This window comes from Streptomyces sp. NPDC006711, from assembly GCF_042869775.1.
Classification (GTDB): Bacteria; Actinomycetota; Actinomycetes; order Streptomycetales; family Streptomycetaceae; genus Streptomyces.
Genome location: NZ_JBIAGO010000019.1, coordinates 82032 through 105862, shown reverse-complemented (window position 1 = coordinate 105862; position 23831 = coordinate 82032). Strand labels below are relative to the sequence as shown.

Genomic DNA, 23831 nt, shown 5'->3' with positions numbered 1-23831 from the left:
GTTCCGGTGTCGACCGAAGAGAACAAGCAGTTGGTACGCCGCTTCTACCAGGCGATCGACGCGGGCAACATCGATGCCCTGGACGAGTTCGTGGCCGAGGACTACTTGGACCACTCACCGCCCCCCTTTCCCGGGTTCGCACCGGGTCGTGCGGGCCTCAAGGAGTCGTTCCGCCTGTTCTGGGAGGCCACGCCGGGCACCCATACGATCGAGGACCAGATCGCGGAGGGCGACAAGGTCGTGTCCCGCCTGACGGCTCGCGGGGTGCACGAGGGGGACCTTCCGGGGATCCCCCGTACCGGCAAGACGGTGGAGACGACCGCTGTGGTGATCCATCGCATCGAGAACGGCCGGCTCGTCGAGAAATGGTCGGAACGGGACCTCCTTCGCATGCTTCAGCAGTTGGGTGTTGTGCCGACGCCCGACGGGACGGCGGGTTAGGTGGTGTCTGGTGGATCAGGGTCGGTCAGGGCGCGGCGTCTGGTGCGGTGCATCGCAAGGCGCCGGAGCGTCTCGATAGCGGAGCTATCGGGGCGATTCGGCAACGCCGCGAGGTGCCGTGCCAGACGCCGCGCCCCCGGCCATGGTCCACCAGACACCCCCTAGCGAGTACGGCGGGTGATGGTGACGCCCTGCCGGAACCGGGCCGGCGACGGCTTGGTCCCGGCAGGGCGAAGGACGTCCGGGCGGAGTCACCCTGTTGACGGTAAAACGAGTATTTGGTACGGAATTGTCCCTATCGTGAGGGGGTGACCGAGCCACCCGCACCCCCCGCAGCAGGGCCGGACGTCACCTCGCCGGGTCTGCTGCCCTCACCGGCGTCGGCCCCCGCGCCCGCCCGGCGTTCCGTGGCGGCCCGCGCCACCCTGGCCGGGACGGCCGTTTCCGTGCTGCTCGTGCTGGCCATCGTGTTCGGCAGCAGGCTGCTCAAGGACTTCGACTCCGCCCTCCTTCCCTACGCGGTCGCCACCGTGTTCCTGGCCTTCGGTGTCGCCTACCGCTACACCGTGTGGATCTCCTCTCCTGGCGCGCGCCGCCTCTTCCGGCAGGGGTGGCGCAGCCTGTTCTCGGCCGCCAACTTCCGCAAGGCGCCCACCGCCCTGCCGAGGATGATCGCCACCTACCTCGGCTTCCAGAAGTTCCTCGGCGCCCGCTCGCACGCCCGGTGGGCCGCGCACCAGTTGATCTTCTGGGGCTGCCTGCTGGCTGCCGCGATCACCTTCCCGCTGACCTGGGGCTGGTTCACCTTCACCGGGGACTCCGCCGCCGGCCCCGGATATGAGATGCGGATCTGGGGGTTCAAGATCCTCGGTTTCGACTCGCTGAGCGTGCCGGGCTGGCTGATGTTCCACGGCCTGGACATCGCCGCCGTCCTGGTGATCCCGGGCGCCTCGTACTTCCTGTGGCGCCGGATGAAGGACCGGGGAGCCATGACAGGACAGCGCTTCGGATACGACCTCGTGCCGCTGATCGCGCTGATCGTGATCTCCGTGACGGGGCTGCTGCTCACCTTCTCCTCGATCTTCCTGCACGGCGGGGGCTACGAGTTCCTGGCCGTCCTGCACATGGTGTCGGTGGTCTTCACGCTCATCCACATCCCCTTCGGCAAGTTCTTCCACATCGTGCAGCGGCCGGCCGCGGTCGGCATGCAGCTCTTCAAATACCCCTCCCGTCAGGACGAGCGCGTCTTCGCGTGCAAGCGCTGCGGCGAGCCGATCGACACGGTCGCCTACGTCGAGAACCTGCGGGGCACCATGCGCGACCTGTCGCTCGACTTCGACGCCTGGGCCGCCTACTGCCCGCGCTGCAAGCGGGTACTGCGCGGTTCCGCCTACCTCAGCAACGTCAAGAAGGGCTTCAAGTGAGCAGCCGGCCCCTTCCGCTCGACCCCTCGATCGCACCACCCGGCACCCGCGACTTCCGGGACGCCGGCGGCATCCCGGCCGACCAGTGGCACGCCGACCAGAACGGCGAAACCCTCGTGCCGACCCACTGCTGCTTCTGCGGGGTGCAGTGCGGCATGTATCTGCGGGTGGACCGGGCGGGCAAGGTGTTCGGGGTGGAGCCGCGCAACCACGACATCAACCGGATGCGCCTGTGCCCCAAGGGCATCAACGCCTACCAGCAGGTCAACCACCCCGACCGGCTGACCGCCCCGCTCATGCGCCGCTCCCGCGACGAGCCGTTCCGCGAGGTCTCCTGGGAGGAAGCGCTGGACTTCACCGCCGCCGAGGTCCGCCGCATCCAGGCCGCCCACGGCAACGACGCGTTCGGACTGCTCGGCGGGGCGAGCCTGTTCTCGGAGAAGACGTACCTGGTCGGCAAGTTCGCCCGGGTCGCGCTCAAGACGCGGCACGTCGACTACAACGGCCGGCTGTGCATGGTCTCGGCGGCCGGCGCCAACAAGCTCGCCTTCGGCATCGACCGCGCCGGAAACCCCTTCTCCGACATCCTGCTCACCGACTGCCTCCTGATCGCCGGGTCCAACGTCGGGGAGTGCTTCCCCGTGATGACCCAGTACCTGTGGGGGGCCCGGGACCGAGGCGCCACCCTGATCGTGATCGACCCGCGCGAGACGGCCATCGCGCGCACCGCCGACATCCACGTCGCCCTCAAACCCGGCACCGACGCGGCCTTCTTCAACGCCGTACTGCACGTCGTGATCGAGGAAAACCTCGTCGACGAGGAGTTCGTCGCCGCGCACACCACCGGCTGGGACGAGGTGCGCGCCGCCGTCGCCGACTGCACGCCCGAGACGGCAGGCGACATCTGCGGGATCCCCGCCTCGCAGGTCGTCCAGGTCGCCCGGGCCTTCGCGGGCGCGGGCCGGGCGATGGCCTGGCACGCGCGAGGCATCGAACACCACTCCCAGGGCGTCGAGAACTGCCTGACCGTCATCAACCTGTGCGCGGCCACCGGAAATCTCGGCAGACCAGGCGCCGGGTACGGCACCATCACCGGCCAGGGCAACGGGCAGGGCGGGCGCGAGCACGGCCAGAAGTCCGACCTGCTGCCCGGCGGACGTTCCATCTCCAATCCCGAACACCGCCGCCAGATCTGCGAGATCTGGGGAATCGAGGAGACCGAACTCCCGCCTGCGGGCACCTCGATGATGGAAATGGTCTGGCAGATGCAGCGCCACGAGATCCGCGGCCTGATCGGCATCTGCAACAACCCGTTCGTCTCCCTCCCCAACTACGCGACGGTGAAATCCGGTTACGGCGCCCTCGAGTTCCACGCTCAATTCGACTTCTTCCTCTCCGAGACCGCCGCCAACGCGCACGTGGTCCTCCCCGTGACCACCTGGGCCGAGGACGAGGGCGTGATGGCCAACGCCGAGGCCCGGGTGGTCAAGCACAACAAGGCGCAGGAGCCACCCGCCGGGGTGCGCACCGACACCTGGGTGATGTGTCAGCTGGCCCAACGCCTGGGCGCGGGCGCCAAGTTCGCCTATGAGGGCTCCCGCGATGTCTTCGAGGAGCTGCGGCTCGCGTCGGCCGGAACGGTCAACGACTACTACGGCATCACCTACGAGCGGCTTGAGGAGACCGGCGGTATCGCCTGGCCCTGCCCCTCGACCGACCATCCCGGCACGCCCCGGCTGTTCGAGGACGGCAGGACCGCGCACCCCGACGGCAAGATCCATATGCAGGTCGTGGAGTGGCACCCGCCGATGGACCCGTACGACGAGGACCACCCGATGTCGCTGACCACGGGCCGCACCGTGGCGCACTTCCTGTCCGGCAACCAGACCCGCCGGCTCGCCGCACTCGTCGAGCAGACGCCGCGCCCCTGGGTGGAGGTCCACCCCTCGCACGGCTTCCGCAACGGCGACCCGGTACGGGTGGTGACCCGGCGTGGCAGCGAGGTCTTCCCGGCCCTGGTCACCGCGGCCATCCGCCCCGACACCGTGTTCATCCCGTACCACTGGGCCGTCCCCACGGCCGCCAACGCGCTCACCATCGACGCCCTCGATCCGCGCTCGAAGATTCCCGAGTACAAGGTGTGTGCCTGCCGCATCGAGGCCGCCGAGCGGATCGACGAGGTGCCGGCGCCACCGGTCGCGCCGGGGCACGTGGCGTATCCGGCGGCCCAGGTCTCGCGCACCGACCCCCTGCCTCCCACGTCCCCGCAGGGCCGTGGGACCGCGGAGAGGAGCTGAGGGCCGCCGTGATGGGCAGAACGATCTTCATCGACCCGGGGCGCTGCATCGGCTGCCAGGCCTGCGTGTCCGCGTGCCGCGAGTGCGACTCGCACCGGGGCAAGTCCATGATCCATCTTGATTATCCCGACGAGGGTCACTCCGTCGCCTCCCTTCCCACGGTCTGCATGCACTGCGAGGACCCGGTCGCGCCCTGCGCCGAGGTGTGTCCCGCCGACGCGATCCTGGTGACCGCGGACGGTGTGGTGCAGCAGGCCGACACCACCCGCTGCATCGGCTGCGCCAACTGCGTCAACGCCTGCCCCTTCGGCGTACCGAAGATCGACCTCCAGGCGAAGCTCCAGATGAAGTGCAACCTCTGCTACGACCGCACCTCCTACGGTCTGGCCCCCATGTGCGCCACGGTCTGCCCGACCGGCGCGCTCTTCTACGGCACCGTCGACGAACTGCGCGCCGAGCGCCCCGGGGTCCAGGTCGCCGACTCCTTCACGTTCGGCGATGTGGTCGTCTCCACCGGCGTGGCCATGGTCGTGCCCGCCGACAAGGTCCAGTGGCCGGTGCCCGGCGGCCTGCCGATCGTCGAGGTGAACGGAAGAGCCGTGAACCAAGCCGACTCCGACCGGGGTGGCGGGCGACGCGCGGGCGGGAAGGACGGCACCCGATGAGCGTCACCGACCAGACCCCCGCCGCCCCCGACCCGGCCCGGGCCGCCCTTCACGACCGGATCGCCGCCGACTCCCTCACCACCCGCCGCGACTACCTGCGCATCGTCACCACCGTCTCGGGCGGCCTTGCCGTCGGCGGCCTCGCCGTCGCCGCCGGCGTACTGTACCGGCACGGCGACGGCGACGGACCGCCCGACGCCAAGCAGGTGGCGCGCGTCCTCGCCCCCGGCGAGTCCGTCGCCTTCCGCTTCCCCGGAGAGGACGACCGCGCGGTCGCCGTCCGCCTCAAGGACGGCACCCTCGTGGGCTACTCCGCCGTCTGTACGCATCTGGCCTGCGGCGTGCTGTGGCGCGAGGACCGGGGCGCCGAGGGCGAGTTGTACTGCCCCTGCCACGAAGGTGTCTTCGACGCCCGCACCGGAGAGGTGACGGCGGGACCCCCGCCGCGTCCGCTGCCCAAGGTGCTCCTGGTGGAGCAGGACGACGGAAGCGTCTGGGCGGTGGCCACGGCGCGATCCGGCGAGAGCACCAAGGACGCCGTCTGCCGGCAGTTCGCCGGCCAACGTCCCGACCTGGCGGCCCGCCTCGGCTGCCCCGCCGCGAACGCCCGGGCGGCCGAAAGGAGTGAGCGGACATGAACCCCGACGCGGAAGGGGGCGCGTCCCGGCGGTTCGGTGGGAGCCCTGATGGCAGGGCCCCGGGCGGCGGGGACACCGCTGGGCCCGGCGAGGGGCACGCCGTGCCCGTGCGGCCCTCGTACACCCCCGGCTCCGCGCAGCCCCGCCTCAACCGGCCGGTCCATGAGCGCTACCCGCAGATCCGTCCGACCAGCGGCTATGGCGACCCCCGCGTCCGGCACACCGGGGCGGGGCCCGGCGCCGGCAGCGAGCAGGAGCCGGAACGCTCGTCGAAGCTGACGGCCCGCCTCGTCCTGGCGATCACCGTGGTCATCGGCCAGCTGTGGGGCCTGACCGTGGTGGTGAACGAGTGGATGCGGGGCAACACCAGCACCGCCTGGTGGGGTGCGGGCTTCCTGTGTCTGTCGTTCCTGGTCGTCCTGGGCCTGTGGACGCTCGACCCCAAGGACCGTTGATTCGCAGGGTTGTTGGGGCTGGCGTCCGGGGCGAGGCTGATCCCGGGGAGTGCGGGGCCGACCGTACGCGTACGGGCAGGAGCAGTGCGCGCAGCGCCAGCCGCCGCTGCCCCGCCGCCCACGGGACCGTCTGCCGGGCGGAGGGCGCCGTCGCCCGCCGTACCCTGGAGACATGAGCACCGCCCCCGCCCCCGGTCCCCGCGACCGGGACTCAGAGTCCAAGGAGCCGGCCAAGCCGAGGCTGGTCTTCGACGACCCGCTGGACCAGCAGTCCGCCGACGACACCGACCGTGGCTGGGGCGAACGCCCCGCCTCCCCGGACAGCGCCGCCGACCTGGCCCGCTTCCTCGACGAGAAGCCGCCCCACCACATCTGAGGTGTGCGCGGTGTGCGGGTCGCCGCCGGTGTCCGTGTCCGTGTCCGTGTCGCGTGCGGCGCGCCGGCCGCCCGCCGCCCCCATGACGTCTGCGGCGAGTGGGTCACCCACCGCGTCGTCCGCGACGAGTAAGCCACCCACCGCGTCCGCGCCCCGCGCGATGTGTGGTCCGGACGTCGTGCTCGCGTCGTAGAGGGCGGTCCTAGAACCCTGCGGGGCCGGAGCCGGGGCCCGATCCAGGGGTGGAGCCCGGAGCGGTGCCGGGGGCGGAGCCGGGACCCGCACCGGAGCCAGGGCCCGAGCCCGAGGCCGGGCCGGAGCTGGGGCCGCGCTGGGCGACCAGGACGTCGCGGATCTCCTTCAGCACCTCCAGCTCGCTGACCTCCATCGTCTCGCGCACCCCCTCCTTCGCCTTGTCGTGCATGGCGCGCTTGGCCAGGATCCTGGCCATCGGCAGCACCATCAGGAAATAGACGACGGCCGCGGTGATGAAGAAGCTCAGCACGGCGCTGAGCACCCCGCCCCAGAGGATCTGGATGCCCGAGTCTCCCGTGCACGGGCCCTTCAGGCAGGAGTGGTAGCTCTCCAGGTTCTTCGTGCCGAACGCGCCGACCAGCGGGTTGATCACGCCCTTCACGACCGAGTTCACGATGTTGGTGAACGCGGCGCCGATCACCACGGCGACGGCCAGGTCGATCACGTTTCCACGCATCAAGAAGGCCTTGAAGCCGGCCATCACGCCTGTCTTGTCCTCGCTCACCAATGAGCCTTTCTTCGCGTGTGCAGGGGGCGGAGCGAACTCCTGCGCCACCTTGGACAGCGCGGACGCGCGCTGTCCAATCCGCGCACGCGAACTGGTGACTTGTCCGTTCGCCCGTGCGAATCAGCACAGGGTCACCGCCAGCCGGGACGTGGTGCCCGCGCCCGCCAGCGCCCTGGCGGTCTCGAGCGGTACGGCGAGGATGACGAGAGCCCCGGTGTCCGACGCGGCCTGCCGCGAAGCAGGAACTCCCTTGACCCTGGCGTTCGTTGCCACCACGCGTGCCTCGCCGGCCGCGCCCGAGGGCGAGTTGGCGGACGCGATCACATCGACCCGGTCGCCGGGCCTCAGCAGCCGTACGGTCTCCGCGTCCGCGATCCGTACCGGGGCCGACACGAGCTCGGCCGCCGCCACCGGGGCCGGGCGCGCGGGCCCGCGTTCGCGTGGCGCCGGGGCCGTGGCCGGACGAGGGCGCTCGGCTGCCTGCGGGCTGGAGACCGCGAGGGCCGCCGCCGTGACCGCGAGCCCCGCCGCCAGGGCCCGCCGTCGCTTGCGCATCGCGCGGCGCAGCGCGTTCTTCCCGCCGCGCACCCGCAGCGGCGGGAAGAACGGCACGCTGCCGGGCTCCGGCGCAGGCAGGGGAGGCAGGTAGGGGAGGGGCGAGGGACGGCGAGCGCGGGCGGAGGTGAAGGGGGAGCTGGGGGTGTGGGTGTGGGTGTGGCTCTGGGTGTGAGCGGGTGCGGGCGCCGGCCTGGGCTCGGGTGCCGTCCCGGGCCTGGACGTGCGCATCGCCTCCGGCCTGGACGCGGACGCACGTACCTGCGGGTGCAGGGGCGGGCGCCCGGACCTGGACGCGGTCGTGCCTGCGGGCGCGGGCCCCTGCGGAGGCGTGGACGCGCGCATCGTGGGCTGGGCGGACATCGTGAGCTGTGTGGGCATCGTGCGCTGTGCGGACATCGTGATCACTGCCGATCGTGGAGTGCCTGTGCTGCTCTGACGCTCCTCACGATCCCCCGTCCCGCGCGATCTCGCCGGGGCCTGTGGACCACCCTCCGCTTGTGGACAACTCGCTCACCCGAACGGGGAGTTCAGTCCCGAACCCCCGAACCCCCGAACCCCGAACCCCGAGCCCCGGGCCCGCACCCACCCCGCCCTCACGCCGACGCTCGCACCCGCTTCACCCTCAAGACCCTCAAGCCCGCCCCGCTCCCCACCTCACGGCAGCTCGATCCCCAGGTCCCAGCCGTCGTGTGCGTGCGTGCACAAGCAGTCGCGGTCCTCCGTCGCCGGAAGGGCCGCGACCGCGTCGAACAGGACCTCGCGCAGGCGCGCCACGTTCTCGCCGAACACCTTCAGGACCTCGGTGTGCGAGACGCCGTCGCCGGTCTCGGCGCCGGCGTCGAGGTCGGTGACGAGGGACATGGACGTGTAGCAGAGGCCCAGTTCGCGGGCGAGGACGGCCTCCGGGTGCCCGGTCATGCCGACCACCGACCAGCCCATCGCGGCGTGCCACCGCGACTCGGCGCGGGTGGAGAAGCGGGGCCCCTCGATGACGACCATGGTGCCGCCGTCCACGGCCTGCCAGCCGTGGCCGTCGGCGGCGGTCAGCGCGGCCGCACGGCCGACGGGGCAGTAGGGGTCGGCGAACGTGGTGTGCACGACGTTGGGGATCGTGCCGTCCGGCAGCGGCACACCGTCGAAGAAGGTCTGCGTGCGCGCCTTCGTACGGTCCACCAACTGGTCCGGTACGAGCAGCGTGCCCGGCCCGTACTCCTGGCGCAGGCCGCCGACCGCGCACGGGCCGAGGACCTGGCGTACCCCCACCGAGCGCAGCGCCCACAGATTGGCGCGGTAGTTGATGCGGTGCGGCGGCAAGTGGTGGCCTCGGCCGTGGCGGGGGAGGAACGCCACCTTCCGCCCGGCGATCTCGCCGAGGAAGAGTGAGTCGCTTGGGGCGCCGTAGGGGGTGTCCACCTGGACTTCGGTGACGTCCTCGAGGAACGAGTAGAAGCCCGAGCCGCCGATGACGCCGATCTCTGCGTTGGTCATGCCGGTCACACTAACGGGGGCCCCGAACGCGAAAACCCCCGCCGTGGAACGGCAGGGGTGATGCGCTGCGGCGGTCAGGCGGCCGGGCTCGCGCTCGACGAGGTCGACGCGGAGGTGGAGCTCGTCGACGCGGCGGGCTTGGAGTCCGAGCTCGACGACGTCGAGGTCTTGGACGCCGAGCTGGACGCGGGGGAGCTGCTGGACGACGAGCCACGGCTGTCGTTGCGGTAGAAGCCCGAGCCCTTGAAGACGATGCCGACCGCCGAGAACACCTTCTTCAGGCGTCCGTCGCAGTTCGGGCAAACGGTCAGGGCGTCATCGGTGAACTTCTGCACCGCCTCGAGGCCCTCGCCGCACTCGGTGCACTGGTACTGGTAGGTCGGCACTTGTCTTCCTCCTGGCACTCTCACTCGATGAGTGCTAACGACGGTCCATAGTGACGTATTCCTCGGGATCAGTCCACCGCGACGGGGACACGGTGACCGACGCCACGCGCCACGGTACGTGCCGGAGCGGGCGGGGTGAGCCGCGAGCGCAGGGCGTAGAGCGTGATCAGAGCCAGCACCGTGCCCCCCATCGGCACCAGGAATCCGGCGGTCGAGCCGTGGGCGTCGGTCAGGCGTCCCGCGACGGTGACGGCTGCGGCCTGGCCGAGGGCCACCGCGCCGGTCAGCCAGGTGAAGGCCTCGGTGCGCGAGGTGGCCGGGACCAGGGACTCGACGAGCGTGTAACCCGTGATCAGGGCGGGGGCGATGCACAGGCCGACGATCAGGCCGAGGCCGCCGAGCAGCAGGGCGGAGTGCGCCGCCCACAGTCCGGACGCCGCCAGGGCGAGCGCCGTGTAGCCGGCGATCAGACGGGTGCGAGGGGCGGACTTCCAGGCGATGGCGCCGCACGCGATGCCCGCCAGCATGTTTCCGGCGGCGAAAATGCCGTAAAGGACGCCGTTGATGCCGGGGTTGCCGATCTCTTCCGCGAACGCGGTCAGCGAAACCTGCATGCCGCCGAAGACCGAACCGATGCCGAGGAAGGCCATCGCGAGGACGCGGACGCCCGGGATGGACAGCGCGGAGGTGTGCTCGCTCCGCTCGTGGTCGGCGGCGCTGCGTACCGGCGGCTGCGTACCGCGCCGGGCGGCGAACAGGAGGCCGCCGACGAGGGTCAGCGACGCCTCGGCGATCAGACCGGCCGCAGGGTGGACGCTGGTGCACAGGGCGGTCGCGAGGACGGGACCGATGACGAAGGTGAACTCGTCGGTCACCGACTCGAAGGCCGCGGCGGTGGCCATCAGGGGGGAGCCGTCGAGCCTGCTGGCCCAGCGGGCCCGCACCATGGGGCCGACCTGCGGGACGGAGGCGCCGGTGGGCACGGCCGCGATGAACAGGGCCCACAGCGGCGCGCCGGCCAGCGCGAGCGCGGTCAGCGCCGACACCGAGGCGGCGTGGACGAGCACGCCCGGCACCAGGACCGCGCGCTGTCCGAAGCGGTCCGCGAGCTTGCCGCTCTGCGGCGCGAACAGGGCCATGGAGACGCCGGTGAAGGCGGCCACGGCGCCGGCGCCGCCGTAGGAGCCGGTGGTGTGCTGGACGAGCAGCAGAATGCCGATGGTGAGCATCGCGAAGGGCTGCCGGGCGGCGAAGCCGGGCAGGAGGAAGGACAGTGCGCCGGGTGTGCGCAGCAGCTGCCCGTAACCGGGCCGCTGGTCAGAAGTGACCGTGGATGCCACGGCCCCTTGCCTTTCTGCCGCCTGGTAGCGCGCCCCATGCACGGATTGTGGGTGCGGGCGTTGCCGAGAGCTGTCCTCTTGCGCGGAACTGCGGTAGATGCCGGGGGCTGCCGCAGGGAGCTCCCGACCGCCATACGGTCGCGCCAGCTCTGCGTCAGGCAGAGTTGGTCGATCAGTGGTGTGCCTTCATGATACAGAGGTTTGGCACTCCGTGCCTGTGATTCCGCACGGAGTGCCCACCGTCGCCCCCTGTTTATGCGGCCGTCACGCGGCTTGACAGGGCGTTACGCGTCGTGGCGTCCCGTTCGCCTTGTCTTCACCGGCTTCGCGCCGGGCGCGGCGGCCCTGTCGCCCCCGGCGCCGAGCCAGCCGGCGAGCTTGCCGCCCTGGCCGACGGCGCGCAGCCGGGACTCGGCGGCGTCGCGTACCGGGTCGGTCGCGACCACCAGGAGCTCGTCGCCGCGCCGCAGCATCGTCGTGGGGCCCGGCACGAAGCTCGCGCCGTCCCGGACCACCAGCGTGACGGCGGCCCCGGGCGGCATCCTCAGCTCGTGCACCTCCACGCCGTGCATCCGGGACTTCGCCGGGATGGCCACGGACAGCAGATGGCCGCGCAGCCGCTCCAGAGGGGCGGACTCGACGCCGAGGTCGGCGGCCTCGTCGGCGTCGGAGAGCTGGAGCTTGCGGGCGAGCCACGGCAGTGTCGGGCCCTGGATGAGGGTGTAGACGACGACCAGGATGAAGACGATGTTGAAGATCTTCTCGCTGCCCTCGATCCCGGACACCATCGGGATGGTGGCGAGGATGATGGGGACCGCGCCGCGCAGCCCCGCCCAGGACATCAGGGCCTGCTCCTGCCAGGGCAGCCTGAACGGCAGCAGGCTGAGCAGGATCTCCACCGGCCTGGCCACCATCGTCAGGACGAGGCCGATGATCACGGCGGGCCAGAAGTCGGCGGTCAGGTTGTGCGGGGTGACCAGGAGTCCAAGCAGGACGAACATGCCGATCTGGGCGAGCCAGCCGAGTCCGTCGGCGAAGCCGCGGGTGGCGGCCCAGTGGGGGAGCTTGGCGTTGCCGAGCATCATGGAGGCGAGGTACACCGCGAGGAATCCGGAGCCGTGTGCCATCGCGCCGGCCGCGTAGGCGCTGACCGCGATCGCCATCACGGCGATCGGGTAGAGGCCGGAGGCGGGCAGCGCGACATGACGCAGCCCGTAGGAGCCGAGCCAGCCGACCGCGAGCCCGATCGAGGCGCCGATGGCCAGCTCCAGGGCTATCTTCCCGACCAGGAGGTACCAGGAGTCGACCGGGCCCGGGGTGGAGAAGGCGACGACCAGGATGACGACGGGGGCGTCGTTGAAGCCGGATTCGGCCTCCAGGACGCCGGTGATGCGTGAGGGCAGCGGCACCTTGCGCAGCACCGAGAAGACGGCCGCCGCGTCCGTGGAGGAGACCACCGCGCCGATGATGAGCGACTGGCGCCATTCCAGGCCCACCAGATAGTGCGCGCCCGCCGCCGTGATTCCCACGCTCACCGCGACGCCGACGAGCGAGAGCACCATCGCCGCCGGCAGCGCCGGTCTGATCTCTTTCCACTTGGTGCCGAGGCCGCCCTCGGCCAGGATCACCACGAGCGCGGCGTAGCCGATGACCTGCGTCAGCTCGGCGTCGTCGAACCGGACGTCGAAGAGGCCGTCCTGGCCCATCACGATGCCGATGCCGAGATACAGGAGCAGGCTGGGGAGCCCGCTGCGTGAGGAGACGCGCACCGCCGCCACGGCGATGAGCAGAACGAGCGAGCAGATGAGCAGGAGTTCGTTGAGCTGGTGGACAGTCAGTGGCCGATCCTTCCCCTCAGGCGCCGCAGGCACCCCCTGAAAATCGTGCATCCCCGAGCGCCTGATGCGCATCCGGGGGCCCCGGGGGCCGCACCAGTCGCACCGAGTGAAACGTTCCTGCGCCCCAAGGTACTTCGTTACCTTACCTAATCTTTGACGCTTTCTTTACGCGCGTGCTCCGTTGTGCGGTGTCCCCGCGGGCGAACGCGGACACCGCGTCCGGGGCTGTCAGCGGCTGCGCCTATGGTTGCTCCCAGTACTCCTGGACCACCCTGCCCCTCGAAGGACAGCGATGCCCGCCACCACAACCGCCCCTTCCGCCGGTACGAAGGCCGGCAAGACGACCAGGAAGAGGGGACGCCGCCTGCGGCTGTTCGTCCTCGTCCTGGTGCTGGCGCTGGTCGCGGGCGTCGCCTACGGCGCGTACTGGGGCGTCAGTACCGTGCGCGCCTCCTTCCCGCAGACCACCGGCACCCTCAAGGTCCCCGGTCTCCTCGGCCAGGTCGAGGTCAAGCGCGACGACTACGGCGTTCCGCAGATCTACGCCGACAACGACGCGGACCTGTTCATGGCCCAGGGGTACGTCCAGGCGCAGGACCGCTTCTGGGAGATGGACGTGCGCCGGCACATGACGTCGGGCCGGCTCTCGGAGATGTTCGGCAGCGGCCAGGTGGACACCGATGCCTTCCTGCGCACGCTGGGCTGGCGCCGGGTCGCGCAGCAGGAGTACGACACCAAGCTGTCGCCCGCCACGAAGAAGTACCTCCAGGCGTACTCGGCGGGGGTGAACGCGTACCTCAAGGGCAAGGACGGCAAGGACATCTCCGTCGAGTACGCGGCGCTCAGCTTCACCAACGACTACAAGCCGGAGGCCTGGACGCCGGTCGACTCGGTGGCCTGGCTCAAGGCGATGGCCTGGGACCTGCGCGGCAACATGCAGGACGAGATCGACCGTTCCCTGATGACGAGCCGGCTCAGCCCGCAGCAGATCAAGGACCTGTACCCGGCCTACCCGGCCGCCACGCACCGCCCCATCGTGGACGAGGGCTCGTACAACAAGGCGACCGGGCAGTTCGACCCCCAGCGCGCCGCCACGGCCTCCAACGGGGCGTCAGGCACCGCCCAGGGCGCACTCCAGGGCACGCAGAGCCAGCTCGCGTCGCTCTCCGACACCCTCGACACGATCCCCTCACTGCTCGGCCCCAACGGCAGCGGCATCGGGTCCAACTCCTGGGTGGTGTCGGGCAAGTACACGACGACCGGCATGCCGCTGCTCGCCAACGACCCGCACCTCGCGCCGATGATGCCCTCGCTCTGGTACCAGATGGGCCTGCACTGCCGGAAGCTGTCCAGCTCGTGCACCTACGACGTGGCGGGCTACACGTTCTCCGGGATGCCCGGCGTGATCATCGGTCACAACCAGGACGTCTCCTGGGGCTTCACCAACCTCGGCGCCGACGTGACCGACCTGTACCTGGAGAAGATCTCCGGCTCCAACTACCTCTACGACAACGAGGAGAAGCCCCTCGTCACGCGCGAGGAGGTCATCAAGGTCGCCGGCGGCCCCAGCAAGACCATCACCATCCGTGAGACCAACAACGGCCCGCTGGTGTCCGACCGCGACGACGAGCTGGAGACGGTCGGCCAGAAGGCGCCCGTCAACACCGCCGCCCCCGACCGGGGATCGGGCTACGCGGTCGCCCTGCGGTGGACGGCGCTCGACCCCGGCAAGTCCATGGACGCCGTGTTCGCGCTCGACAAGGCCAACGACTTCAAGTCCTTCCGGCTCGCGGCCAAGGATTTCGAGGTCCCCTCGCAGAACCTGATCTACGCCGACACCAAGGGCCACATCGGCTACCAGGCGCCGGGCAGGATCCCGGTCCGCGCCGACGGTGTCGACGGCACCATGCCGGCCCCCGGGTGGGACTCGAAGTACACGTGGAAGAAGAACTACGTCCCCTTCGACGCGCTGCCCTATGAGTACGACCCCCAGCGCGGCTTCATCGTCACCGCCAACCAGGCCGTGATCGACGAGAAGAAGTACCCGTACCTGCTGACCAAGGACTGGGGATACGGCACCCGCAGCCAGCGGATCAACGACCTCATCGAGTCGAAGATCAAGGGTGGCGGCAAGATCTCCACCGAGGACATGCAGAAGATGCAGATGGACAACAGCAGCGAGATCGCCGCGCTCCTGACGCCCGCCCTGCTCAAGATCGACGTGTCCGACCCCTCGGTGCGCGAGGCGCAGAAGCTCCTCGAAGGCTGGGACTACACCCAGGAGAACGACTCGGCGGCCGCCGCCTACTTCAACGCGGTGTGGCGCAACGTCCTGAAGCTGGCGTTCGGCAACAAGCTGCCCAAGGAGCTGCGGCCCAAGGGCGAGTGCCTGTACGTGACGCCGCCGGCCGGCACGGGCCCGGTCGACGACCCCGACAAGAAGGTCCTGGAATGCGGCGAGCGCGACGGCGACTCGGCGCAGCCCGACGGCGGTGACCGCTGGTCCGAGGTCGTCCGCACCATCTTCAACGACCAGAACAACAGCTGGTGGAAGTCGCCCGCGACCCGTCTGGACAAGGCCACCACGACCCGCGACCAGCTGCTCGCGCGGGCCATGAAGGACGCCCGCTGGGAGCTGACGGCCAAGCTCGGCAAGGACACCACCACCTGGACGTGGGGCCGGCTGCACCAGCTGACGCTGGAGAACCAGACCCTCGGCAAGGAGGGCCCCGGCGTCCTGCGGTACATCCTCAACCGCGGCCCGTGGAACCTGGGCGGCGGTGAGGCCGCGGTCGACGCGACCGGCTGGAACGCGGCGAGCGGGGACTACGGCGTCACCTGGGTCCCCTCGATGCGGATGATCGTCAACCTCAAGGACCTCGACAAGTCCAAGTGGATCAACCTCACCGGCGCCTCGGGTCACGCCTACAGCGCGCACTACTCGGACCAGACCGAGAAGTGGGCCAAGGGCGACCTCCTGGACTGGTCGTTCAGCCAGAAGGCGGTCGACGCGTCAACCGTCGACACGCTGAAGCTCACGCCGTAGTACGGGCGACACGAGCCCTCAGTCGCCGAAACGCGTCACCCCGCAGGGGGTGACGACCGCTCGCACGGGGTGGTCGTGCGGTTCCTCCGGGACCCGCGCGACCACCTCGTTCGCGTACAGGAGCACCACAAGGGCGGGCGCGCTTCCCGACGCCTCGACGCGGGCGAGCACCCGGTCGTAGGAGCCGCCGCCGCGCCCCAGCCGCATCCCGCGCGCGTCCACCGCGAGTCCGGGCAGCAGCACGGCGTCCGCGCCCGTCACGGCGCTCGGACCGAGCCGTTCGCCGTCGGGCTCCAGGAGCCCGCGTCCGGCCGGCAGCAGGTGCTCGGGCCCGGCGTAGACGGCCCAGTCCAGGTCGTTGTCCGCGAGCAGCACCGGGAGCAGCACCCGTACGCCCCGGGCACGCAGCGCGTCGATGAGCGCACGGGTGCCGGGCTCGCGGCCCACCGAGACATACGCGGCGACCGTGCGCGCCACGGCGAGTTCGGGCAGCGCGAGGGCCTGTTCGGCGAGCGCCAGGGAGGCGGCGCGCAGCTCGTCCTGGTCCAGCCGCTTCCTGGCGTCGAGGAGGCCGCGCCGCAACAGGGCCTTTTCGGACATGTGATCACTCACCGTATTTCTGCAATCCCCTCAAATGCTCGGGTAAGAGAGCGAATTCACCGGAGAATAATCTTCTGCCCATACGCAGCGGATAGGGTGCCCGCATGACTCAGTCGCCTCCTCGGATCACCAAGGCTGTCATCCCCGCCGCCGGTCTCGGCACCCGGTTCCTTCCGGCCACCAAGGCCACACCGAAGGAAATGCTGCCGGTGGTGGACAAGCCGGCCATCCAGTACGTGGTGGAGGAGGCGGTGGCGGCGGGCCTGTCGGACGTCCTGATGGTGACCGGACGCAACAAGCGGCCGCTGGAGGACCACTTCGACCGGAACTACGAACTGGAGTCGGCGCTGACCCGCAAGGGCGACGCGGACCGGCTGGCCAAGGTGCAGGAGTCCAGCGACCTGGCGGCCATCCACTACGTACGCCAGGGCGACCCGCGCGGTCTGGGACACGCCGTCCTGTGCGCGGCCCCGCACGTGGGCGAGCAGCCCTTCGCGGTGCTCCTGGGCGACGACCTGATCGACGCCCGTGACCAGCTGCTTTCCCGGATGGTGGAGATCCAGGAACACGAGGGCGGCAGCGTGATCGCGCTCATGGAGGTCGACCCCGAGCAGATCCACCTCTATGGCTGCGCGGCCGTCGAAACCACCGCCGAGAGTGATGTCGTGCGGGTCACCGGCCTGGTGGAGAAGCCCGAGGCGGCCGAGGCGCCCTCCAACCTCGCCGTCATCGGCCGCTATGTGCTGGACCCGGCCGTCTTCGGCGTGCTGCGCACCACCGAGCCCGGCCGGGGCAACGAGATCCAGCTCACCGACGCGCTCCAGCACATGGCCGCGGACGAGTCGATCGGCGGCCCGGTGCACGGCGTCGTCTTCAAGGGCCGCCGCTATGACACCGGCGATCGCGGAGACTACCTGCGAGCCATTGTCAGACTGGCATGCGAACGTGAAGACCTGGGCCCGGACTTCAAGGCCTGGCTTCGCCGGTACGTCACCGAGGAGATGTAGGCACCCGTGAGCAACACGATCTGGTCGGTGGACGAGCACCTGGACGACATCCTCGCCGCCGTCAGGCCGCTCGAGGCCATCGAGCTGCAACTGCCCGACGCCCAGGGCTGCGTCCTGGTCGAGGACGTGATGGTGCCCGTCGCCCTGCCGCCCTTCGACAACAGCTCGATGGACGGGTACGCGGTGCGGGTCGCCGATGTGGCGGGCGCCAGCGAGGAGTTCCCTGCGGTGCTCACCGTCATCGGTGACGTCGCGGCCGGCAGCAAGGACCTCCCCACCGTCGGCCCCGGCCAGGCCGCCCGGATCATGACCGGCGCCCCGCTGCCGCCCGGCGCCGAGACCGTCGTCCCCGTGGAGTGGACCGACGGCGGCAGCGGCCTGGGAGCCGCCACCGGCATGCGCCCTGCGGGAGCCTCCCCCGAAGGGGCGAGCGGCGAAGTGCGGGTGCACCGGGGCGCAGAGGAGCGCGCCCACGTCCGCGCCCGGGGCAGCGACGTCCAGGCGGGCGATCTCGCCCTTGCGGCGGGCACCGTGCTCGGGCCGCCGCAGATCGGGCTGCTCGCCGCGATCGGCCGCGGCACGGTCACCGTCCGCCCGCGCCCGCGCGTGGTGGTGCTGTCCACCGGGAGCGAACTGGTCCAGCCAGGCGAGGCGTTGGGCGACGGCCAGATCTACGACTCCAACAGCTTCGCGCTCTGCGCCGCCGCGCGGGACGCGGGCGCCATCGCCTACCGGGTCGGCGCGGTCACCGACGACGCGGCGGTGCTGCGCGACACCATCGAGGACCAGCTGATCCGCGCCGATCTGCTGGTCACCACCGGAGGCGTCAGCGTCGGCGCGTACGACGTCGTCAAGGAGGCGCTGTCCTCGGTGGGCGACGAGGACCAGCCGGGCAGCGGCATCGACTTCCGCAAGCTGAAGATGCAGCCGGGCAAGCCCCAGGGCTTCGGCTCGATCGGCCCCGACCACACCCCGCTGCTCGCACTGCCCGGCAACCCGGTGTCCTCCTACGTCTCCTTCGAGCTGTTCGTACGCCCCGCCATCCGCACTCTGATGGGTCTTGAGGACGTCCACCGGCCCACCGTCCGCGCCACTTTGAAAACCGGCAAGGCGCTCACCTCGCCCGCCGAGCGGCGCCAGTTCCTGCGCGGCACCTACGACGCCGACGCGGGCACCGTCAGCCCCGTGGGCGGCTCGGGATCGCATCTGATCGCGGCCCTCGCGCTCGCCGACTGCCTCATCGTGCTCCCCGAGGACACCACGTCGGCGGAGCCCGGCAGCGAGGTGGAAGTGATCCTGCTCGGCTGAGTGTCAGCGGGTGGGGGTACGGTGTCTGCCCACAGAAGCCGTACCGGGAGCGCCACCGAATGAGTACGACGCAAGGCAGGCTCACGCACATCGACGAGGCGGGCGCGGCCCGCATGGTCGACGTTTCCGACAAGGACGTCACCGCGCGCACCGCCCGGGCGAGCGGCCGCGTGCTCGTCGCGCCGCGCGTGGTGGAGCTCCTGCGCGGCGAGGGCGTGCCCAAGGGTGACGCGCTGGCCACCGCGCGCATCGCGGGGATCATGGGCGCCAAGCGCACCCCCGACCTCATCCCGCTCTGCCACCCGCTGGCCGTCTCCGGCGTGCAGCTCGACCTCGCGGTCACCGACGAAGCGGTGGAGATCCTGGCCACGGTCAAGACCACCGACCGCACGGGCGTCGAGATGGAGGCGCTGACCGCCGTGTCCGTGGCGGCGCTGACCGTCGTCGACATGGTCAAGGCCGTCGACAAGGCGGCCGTCATCACCGACATCCGGGTCGAGGAGAAGACCGGCGGCAAGTCCGGCCACTGGCACAGGCCCGAGGAGGCCGGAGCATGACGTCCCCGCAGGCGGGCCCCGTCCCGTCGCGCCCGGGGCCGCAGGCGGCGGCGCCCTTCCCGCCCGGCGGCGAAGACCTCGGCCAAGCGCTGCTCGCGCCCTACGCGGCGCTCGTCGTCACCGCCTCCAACCGGGCGGCCGCCGGGGTGTACGCGGACAAGGGCGGCCCGCTGCTCGCCGAGGGCCTGGGCGCGCTGGGCTTCGCCGTGGACGGCCCGCTGGTCGTGCCGGACGGCGACCCTGTGGAGCAGGCGCTGCGCGCGGGCGCGGCCGCCGGGTACGACGTGATCGTCACCACCGGCGGCACCGGCCTCTCGCCCACCGACCGCACCCCGGAGGCCACCCGCGCCGTCCTCGACCACGATGTTCCCGGCATCGCCGAGGCCATCCGTGCCGAGGGCCTGGCCAAGGTCCCCACCGCCGCCCTCTCCCGAGGCCTGGCCGGAGTGGCCGGCGGGCGCACCCTGATCGTCAACCTGCCGGGCTCCACTGGCGGCGTACGCGACGGAATCGCCGTCCTGGAGCGGATCCTGCGGCACGCCGTGGACCAGATCCGCGGCGGCGACCACCCCAGACCGTCGGGGAGCCCGAGCTGAACGTTCCTTCGTGGCCGGTCGAGCTGGCGGAGGGCGATGTGGTCCTCCGCCCCATAAAGGTGCGCGACCAACGGGCCTGGCGCGAGGTCAACCGGCGCAATCGCGACTGGCTGCGCCCCTGGGAGGCGACGATCCCGCCGCCCGCGCCCGGCGCGCCCTTCCCGCAGCGCCCCACCTACCGCCAGATGGTCCGCCACCTGCGCACCGAGGCGAGCGCGGGCCGCATGCTGCCCTTCGTCATCGAGTACCAGGGCCAGCTGGTGGGCCAGTTGACGGTCGCCGGGATCACCTGGGGGTCGATGTGCTCGGGCCACGTCGGGTACTGGGTGGACCGCGAGGTGGCGGGGCGCGGCGTGATGCCGACGGCCGTCGCGCTCGCCGTCGACCACTGCTTCCGGGTGGTCGGGCTGCACCGCATGGAGGTGTGCATCCGCCCCGAGAACGGGCCGAGCCGCCGGGTGGTGCAGAAGCTGGGGTTCCGTGAGGAGGGGCTGCGGCCGCGCTATCTCCACATCGACGGGGCGTGGCGCGATCACCTGGTGTACGCGCTGACCGCCGAGGAGGTCCCCGAGGGCCTGCTCGCCCGCTGGCGCCGGGCCAGGCAGCCGCATCCGGGGCACCCCGGGCAGTGACCCGGGGGCGGGAGGGGCGGGCGGTCGGCCGGGGCAGCGGGGACGGGCTCTGGGCAGCCCGAGCCGTGGCAGAGGGCACTCGGGGCTGCCATCCAGCCCCAACCCAGCACCACCCCAGCCTCACCCCGACCGGAAAATAAAATAAACGTTCGAATTCGACACCCATCTGTTCGAATCCGTTCGAATTCTACCCGGCATCTCCCGTCGAACGATCTGAGAAATCACAAAAAAAGCCGGTGATATCAGCCAGATCGTGCGACACACCGGCTCAATTGGCGTATCCCCGCGCGCCAGCCCCTCTACGGTGTGGTGTGTGAGCAGCAGCGGCCTCATTTACGCAGTCATCGTCGGGGCCTGGGCCGCCTACTTGGTGCCGATGTGGCTCCGCAGGCAGGACGAGCTCAACGAGGCACGCCCGACGGAACGCTTCAGCACCGCCATCCGGCTGCTGTCCGGCCGGTCGGCCATGGAGCGCCGGTACGCCAAGGAGCTGCGCCAGCGGGCCATCGAGGAGGACGCGCCCGGGGCCGAGCCCGGCCATTCGGCGGACGCCCTCACGGAGCCCCTGGCCACCCCGGGGGAGTCCACGGGCCACCGCGAGTCCGCCGTGCCCCGGGCCCGCGACAGGCGCGCCGCGCCACAGGAGCGGCCGGACGCCCCGGAGCAGCGCGGGGAGCGCCGCGAGCCCCCGGCGGGGGAGCCCCGGCGCGAACGTGGGCCGCGCCCCGGGGGAGCGGGAGCCGGGGCCTCGGCCGAACGGGCACGGCGCGCCCAGCGCAGCGCCGTGCTCGCGCGCCGCCGGCGCACCACCGTCATCCTCTTCCTCGCCTTCACGCTGGGCGCGATCGTCGCGGCGGTGGGCGGCCTCGGCTTCCTGTGGGCGCCGGCCGTACCGGCGGCCCTCCTGAGCGCGTACATCGTCCACCTCCGCGTCCAGGAGCGGCGGCGCTTCGCGTTCACCATGGACCGCCGTCGCGCCGAGGCGGCGGCGCAGCGGCTGCGCGAGAGCCGGCCGAGGGCCCGGGTCACGGCGCCGGGCACCGAGCCCGACGACGAACCGGAAGCCCACCACCCGGCCCCCGTGCCCGAACCCGCACCCGCGCCCGCCCTCTCCCCGCAGGAGGCCGGACGGCGCGCGCTGGTCGAGCAGACCGACCACGCGGAGTGGGTCGACCAGCAGCGCGAGCGCGGCCCCGAGCGCGGCGCGAGCTGGGACCCGGTGCCGGTCCCGCTGCCCACGTACGTGACCGCGCCGGTCGCCCCGCGCGCCACCGGCAGCATCGACCTGGGCGCCCCCGACACGTGGTCGTCCGCCCGCTCCTCGACGGCGGACCCGGCCCCGTCCCCCGAGCCGGCCGCCGAGGAGCCCCCGCGCCGGCGCGGGGGCTCAAGTCGCCGCAGGACGCCCCTCTTCGATCAGTACGCGGACGACGACCGCCCCCGCGCCGCCAACGAATGAACCCGCTGCCGCTGACCAGCGGGGACCGGATTTCCAACCACTCCCATCCGGGTGCTAAGGTTTCACTCGTTGCAAGGGCCTGTGGCGCAGTCCGGTAGCGCACCTCGTTCGCATCGAGGGGGTCAGGGGTTCGAATCCCCTCAGGTCCACAACAGGTCAGAGCCCCTGTCGGAGAAATCCGGCAGGGGCTCTTTCCGTGCGTCCAGCAGCGAAGTACAGCAACTTCTTCCGAGCTCGCTTGGCCGGTCGACCCGCCGAGCCCGCGCGCCGCCCGGGCAAGCAAGGCGGACGCGGCCCCATGCCGAACACGCACGCCCCGGCCCGGGGTCGGCGCTGCGGCACCTTACGGGGAGTGGGTCCACACCATCGTCAGGTATCCGCTGTAGAGGGCGGAGGCGATGGCGGTGCCGGTGAGGACGGCGTAGACGGTGGTGGTGCGCGCCCGGGCGAGCGCTGTGGCCAAGGGGAAGAGGAGGGGGAAGGCGGGGAGCAGGAAGCGGGCTTTCGCGTGGAAGAAACCGGCGCCGCCGACGGTAATGAGGACCAGCGCGGCAGCGTATATCCAGACGCCGAGGGGCGGTCGGCGCAGCGCCAGGCTTGCGAGCAGGACGACCGCCGTGATGACGGTAGCGGCAACCACGACGTAGTCGAGGGAGAGTTGGGGCTGAGTGAACAGGTCGCGCAGGCGTTGGATGGTGAAGGTACCGCCGTCAAGCGTGGACCCCCACAGTCGCTGCTCGACGAAGTAGCCGTCCCAGCGGCGCATGCGGTGCCCGACCCAGAGGACGAAGGCGATCCAGCCGAGGGGTGCCAGGGCCACGGCGCCGTACAGCCGGGCCCTAGGGCGTCCGGGCGCGTGCCCGCCCGGGAGGGGCAGCGGCTCAGCCGATCGCCCGCCGGTGGTGGACCACAGGTGCCAGGCCGCGCCAAGGGTGACGGCGGCGATGACGGCGAGGCCGGAGGGTCTGGTGGCACCGGCGAGCAGGGCCAGGGTCCCGGCGGTGAGCCAGGCCCGGGTGAGTACCGCGTACAGGGCCCAGGCGGCCAGCGCGGTGAACACCGGCTCCGTATAGGCCATGGACTGTACGAGGGCGTGCGGCACGACCGCGTACAGGGCGACGGTGAACAGCGCGACCCGTGCGCCGTGCAGCTTCTCGGCGACGGCGAAGATCCCCCAGGCCGCGAAGAGTGAGGCGGCCAGCGCTGCGCCCCAGGCGGCCCAGCCGACCGGGAGTCCGGTGGCGGCGCGGACGGCCCGTATCAGAGCGGGGTACAGGGGAAAGAAGGCGAGCTTGCAGGTGGGGCCGCCCAGCTGACAGGCGGGGACCATATGGCCGCTGTAGCCGTGCTCCGCGATGTTGAGGTAGTAGACCGAGTCCCACCGTGTCGCCAGGATCTCGTACAGGCCGAGCCCCTTGCGGTGCCCCCATGCACCCACCAGGGCGATGCCGGCCAGGCGCAGCCCGCAGTGCAGCAGCAGCGCCGCCCGTACCCGCCGCCATGACGCGGCCAGAGCGCGGAGAGCCGACCGCGCGTGTCCGGAAACAGGTGTCGAACCCCGGCCTCCTCGGCTGCGGGGCGGAGCGGTGTGTATCTGAGTCCCTGTCACATTCCCGTCCAAAAGGTCAATCAAGGTGCTCACCTGGCATGCCGCATCCCGCTTCACCCCGGCGGCGCTTTTCACCCCGGGGTACGAAAGAGCAGCGGAAGGCGGGCCGTACGGGTGGGGCGCGGGCCGCCAACTGCGGCGTCGACGCGGCTCAGCGGAGCGTTCGTATGAGCTCCGCGGCGCTCCCCGCTCGTGCGGCGGCGTGTCGATCATCGGTCACGGCGCGGCTCGGCGCCAGGGGCCGCCGCCCTCCGTCTTCCGGTGCCGGCGGTGCGGAGGCCCTGTTGACGGACGCGGCCCCTGAGCCGCCAGCGACAGATGCGCATAGAAGCGACATTGGCTGGTTCA

Annotated in this window: 22 protein-coding genes and 1 tRNA gene; 15 read left to right on the top strand and 8 right to left on the bottom strand. The window is 71.3% G+C overall.

Annotation, left to right across the window (positions count from 1 at the left end; translation table 11 throughout):
- The first annotated feature begins 6 nt into the window (after nt 1–6).
- The 7 genes from ACFYM2_RS29335 to ACFYM2_RS29305 all read left to right on the top strand — a co-directional run bounded on the left by ACFYM2_RS29335 (nt 7) and on the right by ACFYM2_RS29305 (nt 6296).
- Nucleotides 7–441 carry an ester cyclase gene (locus tag ACFYM2_RS29335; RefSeq protein ID WP_388840409.1) on the top strand — a complete coding sequence of 145 codons (435 nt, stop codon included), beginning with the start codon at nt 7–9 and terminating at the stop codon, nt 439–441.
- Between the two features lie 308 nt (nt 442–749).
- Complete coding sequence (locus ACFYM2_RS29330; RefSeq protein WP_388840406.1) at nt 750–1865, top strand: MFS transporter; 1116 nt, start codon at nt 750–752, stop codon at nt 1863–1865.
- Nucleotides 1862–4162 carry a molybdopterin oxidoreductase family protein gene (locus ACFYM2_RS29325; RefSeq protein ID WP_388840403.1) on the top strand — a complete coding sequence of 767 codons (2301 nt, stop codon included), beginning with the start codon at nt 1862–1864 and terminating at the stop codon, nt 4160–4162. The genes ACFYM2_RS29330 and ACFYM2_RS29325 overlap by 4 nt, the downstream gene beginning before the upstream one ends.
- 8 nt (nt 4163–4170) lie before the next feature.
- Nucleotides 4171–4827, top strand: coding sequence for a 4Fe-4S dicluster domain-containing protein (locus ACFYM2_RS29320; protein ID WP_388840400.1), 657 nt, complete (start codon nt 4171–4173; stop codon nt 4825–4827).
- A complete protein-coding gene (locus ACFYM2_RS29315) occupies nt 4824–5465 on the top strand; it encodes a ubiquinol-cytochrome c reductase iron-sulfur subunit (RefSeq protein ID WP_388461403.1) in 642 nt (213 codons plus the stop codon). Before ACFYM2_RS29320 ends, ACFYM2_RS29315 begins: the two co-directional genes overlap by 4 nt.
- Complete coding sequence (locus tag ACFYM2_RS29310) at nt 5462–5920, top strand: hypothetical protein (protein ID WP_388840397.1); 459 nt, start codon at nt 5462–5464, stop codon at nt 5918–5920. Before ACFYM2_RS29315 ends, ACFYM2_RS29310 begins: the two co-directional genes overlap by 4 nt.
- Nucleotides 5921–6092: 172 nt before the next feature.
- Complete coding sequence (locus ACFYM2_RS29305) at nt 6093–6296, top strand: hypothetical protein (protein WP_359001964.1); 204 nt, start codon at nt 6093–6095, stop codon at nt 6294–6296.
- 202 nt (nt 6297–6498) lie between these two features.
- Here ACFYM2_RS29305 and mscL read toward each other — a convergent pair whose 3' ends face one another.
- The 6 genes from mscL to ACFYM2_RS29275 form a co-directional block, all read right to left on the bottom strand.
- Nucleotides 6499–7056 carry a large conductance mechanosensitive channel protein MscL gene (gene mscL / locus ACFYM2_RS29300; RefSeq protein ID WP_359001962.1) on the bottom strand — a complete coding sequence of 186 codons (558 nt, stop codon included), beginning with the start codon at nt 7054–7056 and terminating at the stop codon, nt 6499–6501.
- 123 nt (nt 7057–7179) lie between these two features.
- Nucleotides 7180–7671 (bottom strand): hypothetical protein, encoded by a 492-nt coding sequence (locus tag ACFYM2_RS29295; protein WP_388840394.1) that lies wholly within the window; start codon nt 7669–7671, stop codon nt 7180–7182.
- 600 nt (nt 7672–8271) lie between these two features.
- On the bottom strand, nt 8272–9105 hold the full coding sequence (locus ACFYM2_RS29290) for an S-methyl-5'-thioadenosine phosphorylase (RefSeq protein ID WP_359001956.1): 834 nt from the start codon (nt 9103–9105) through the stop codon (nt 8272–8274).
- Between the two features lie 74 nt (nt 9106–9179).
- On the bottom strand, nt 9180–9491 hold the full coding sequence (locus ACFYM2_RS29285; RefSeq protein ID WP_350230877.1) for an FmdB family zinc ribbon protein: 312 nt from the start codon (nt 9489–9491) through the stop codon (nt 9180–9182).
- Nucleotides 9492–9559: 68 nt separating this feature from the next.
- Nucleotides 9560–10831: an MFS transporter gene (locus ACFYM2_RS29280; RefSeq protein WP_359001954.1), complete on the bottom strand. Its 1272-nt coding sequence runs from the start codon at nt 10829–10831 to the stop codon at nt 9560–9562.
- Between the two features lie 284 nt (nt 10832–11115).
- Nucleotides 11116–12702, bottom strand: coding sequence for a potassium/proton antiporter (locus ACFYM2_RS29275; protein WP_388461412.1), 1587 nt, complete (start codon nt 12700–12702; stop codon nt 11116–11118).
- 259 nt (nt 12703–12961) lie between these two features.
- Here ACFYM2_RS29275 and ACFYM2_RS29270 point away from each other — a divergent pair, with 259 nt between their 5' ends.
- On the top strand, nt 12962–15715 hold the full coding sequence (locus ACFYM2_RS29270; RefSeq protein ID WP_359001950.1) for a penicillin acylase family protein: 2754 nt from the start codon (nt 12962–12964) through the stop codon (nt 15713–15715).
- An 18-nt stretch (nt 15716–15733) separates the two neighbouring features.
- Here ACFYM2_RS29270 and ACFYM2_RS29265 read toward each other — a convergent pair whose 3' ends face one another.
- A complete protein-coding gene (locus tag ACFYM2_RS29265; RefSeq protein ID WP_388461416.1) occupies nt 15734–16315 on the bottom strand; it encodes a 5-formyltetrahydrofolate cyclo-ligase in 582 nt (193 codons plus the stop codon).
- Between the two features lie 104 nt (nt 16316–16419).
- Between ACFYM2_RS29265 and galU the strand changes: the two genes are divergently transcribed.
- The 7 genes from galU (at nt 16420) to ACFYM2_RS29230 (ending at nt 22023) form a co-directional block, all read left to right on the top strand.
- Nucleotides 16420–17322, top strand: coding sequence for a UTP--glucose-1-phosphate uridylyltransferase GalU (gene galU / locus ACFYM2_RS29260; protein WP_350230872.1), 903 nt, complete (start codon nt 16420–16422; stop codon nt 17320–17322).
- Between the two features lie 6 nt (nt 17323–17328).
- The gene (glp, locus tag ACFYM2_RS29255; protein ID WP_359001946.1) at nt 17329–18630 is read left to right on the top strand and encodes a gephyrin-like molybdotransferase Glp; all 1302 of its coding nucleotides are present in this window, start codon (nt 17329–17331) and stop codon (nt 18628–18630) included.
- Between the two features lie 59 nt (nt 18631–18689).
- Nucleotides 18690–19187 carry a cyclic pyranopterin monophosphate synthase MoaC gene (gene moaC / locus ACFYM2_RS29250; protein WP_359001944.1) on the top strand — a complete coding sequence of 166 codons (498 nt, stop codon included), beginning with the start codon at nt 18690–18692 and terminating at the stop codon, nt 19185–19187.
- 89 nt (nt 19188–19276) lie between these two features.
- Nucleotides 19277–19783: a molybdenum cofactor biosynthesis protein B gene (locus ACFYM2_RS29245; protein WP_388840482.1), complete on the top strand. Its 507-nt coding sequence runs from the start codon at nt 19277–19279 to the stop codon at nt 19781–19783.
- Nucleotides 19780–20415 (top strand): GNAT family N-acetyltransferase, encoded by a 636-nt coding sequence (locus tag ACFYM2_RS29240; protein ID WP_388461472.1) that lies wholly within the window; start codon nt 19780–19782, stop codon nt 20413–20415. Before ACFYM2_RS29245 ends, ACFYM2_RS29240 begins: the two co-directional genes overlap by 4 nt.
- 313 nt (nt 20416–20728) lie before the next feature.
- Complete coding sequence (gene glpR, locus ACFYM2_RS29235) at nt 20729–21874, top strand: gephyrin-like molybdotransferase receptor GlpR (RefSeq protein WP_388840390.1); 1146 nt, start codon at nt 20729–20731, stop codon at nt 21872–21874.
- Between the two features lie 75 nt (nt 21875–21949).
- Nucleotides 21950–22023: transfer RNA gene (locus ACFYM2_RS29230), tRNA-Ala, on the top strand.
- Nucleotides 22024–22217: 194 nt separating this feature from the next.
- Here ACFYM2_RS29230 and ACFYM2_RS29225 read toward each other — a convergent pair.
- Complete coding sequence (locus ACFYM2_RS29225; protein ID WP_388840387.1) at nt 22218–23483, bottom strand: hypothetical protein; 1266 nt, start codon at nt 23481–23483, stop codon at nt 22218–22220.
- Nucleotides 23484–23831 lie beyond the last annotated feature (348 nt).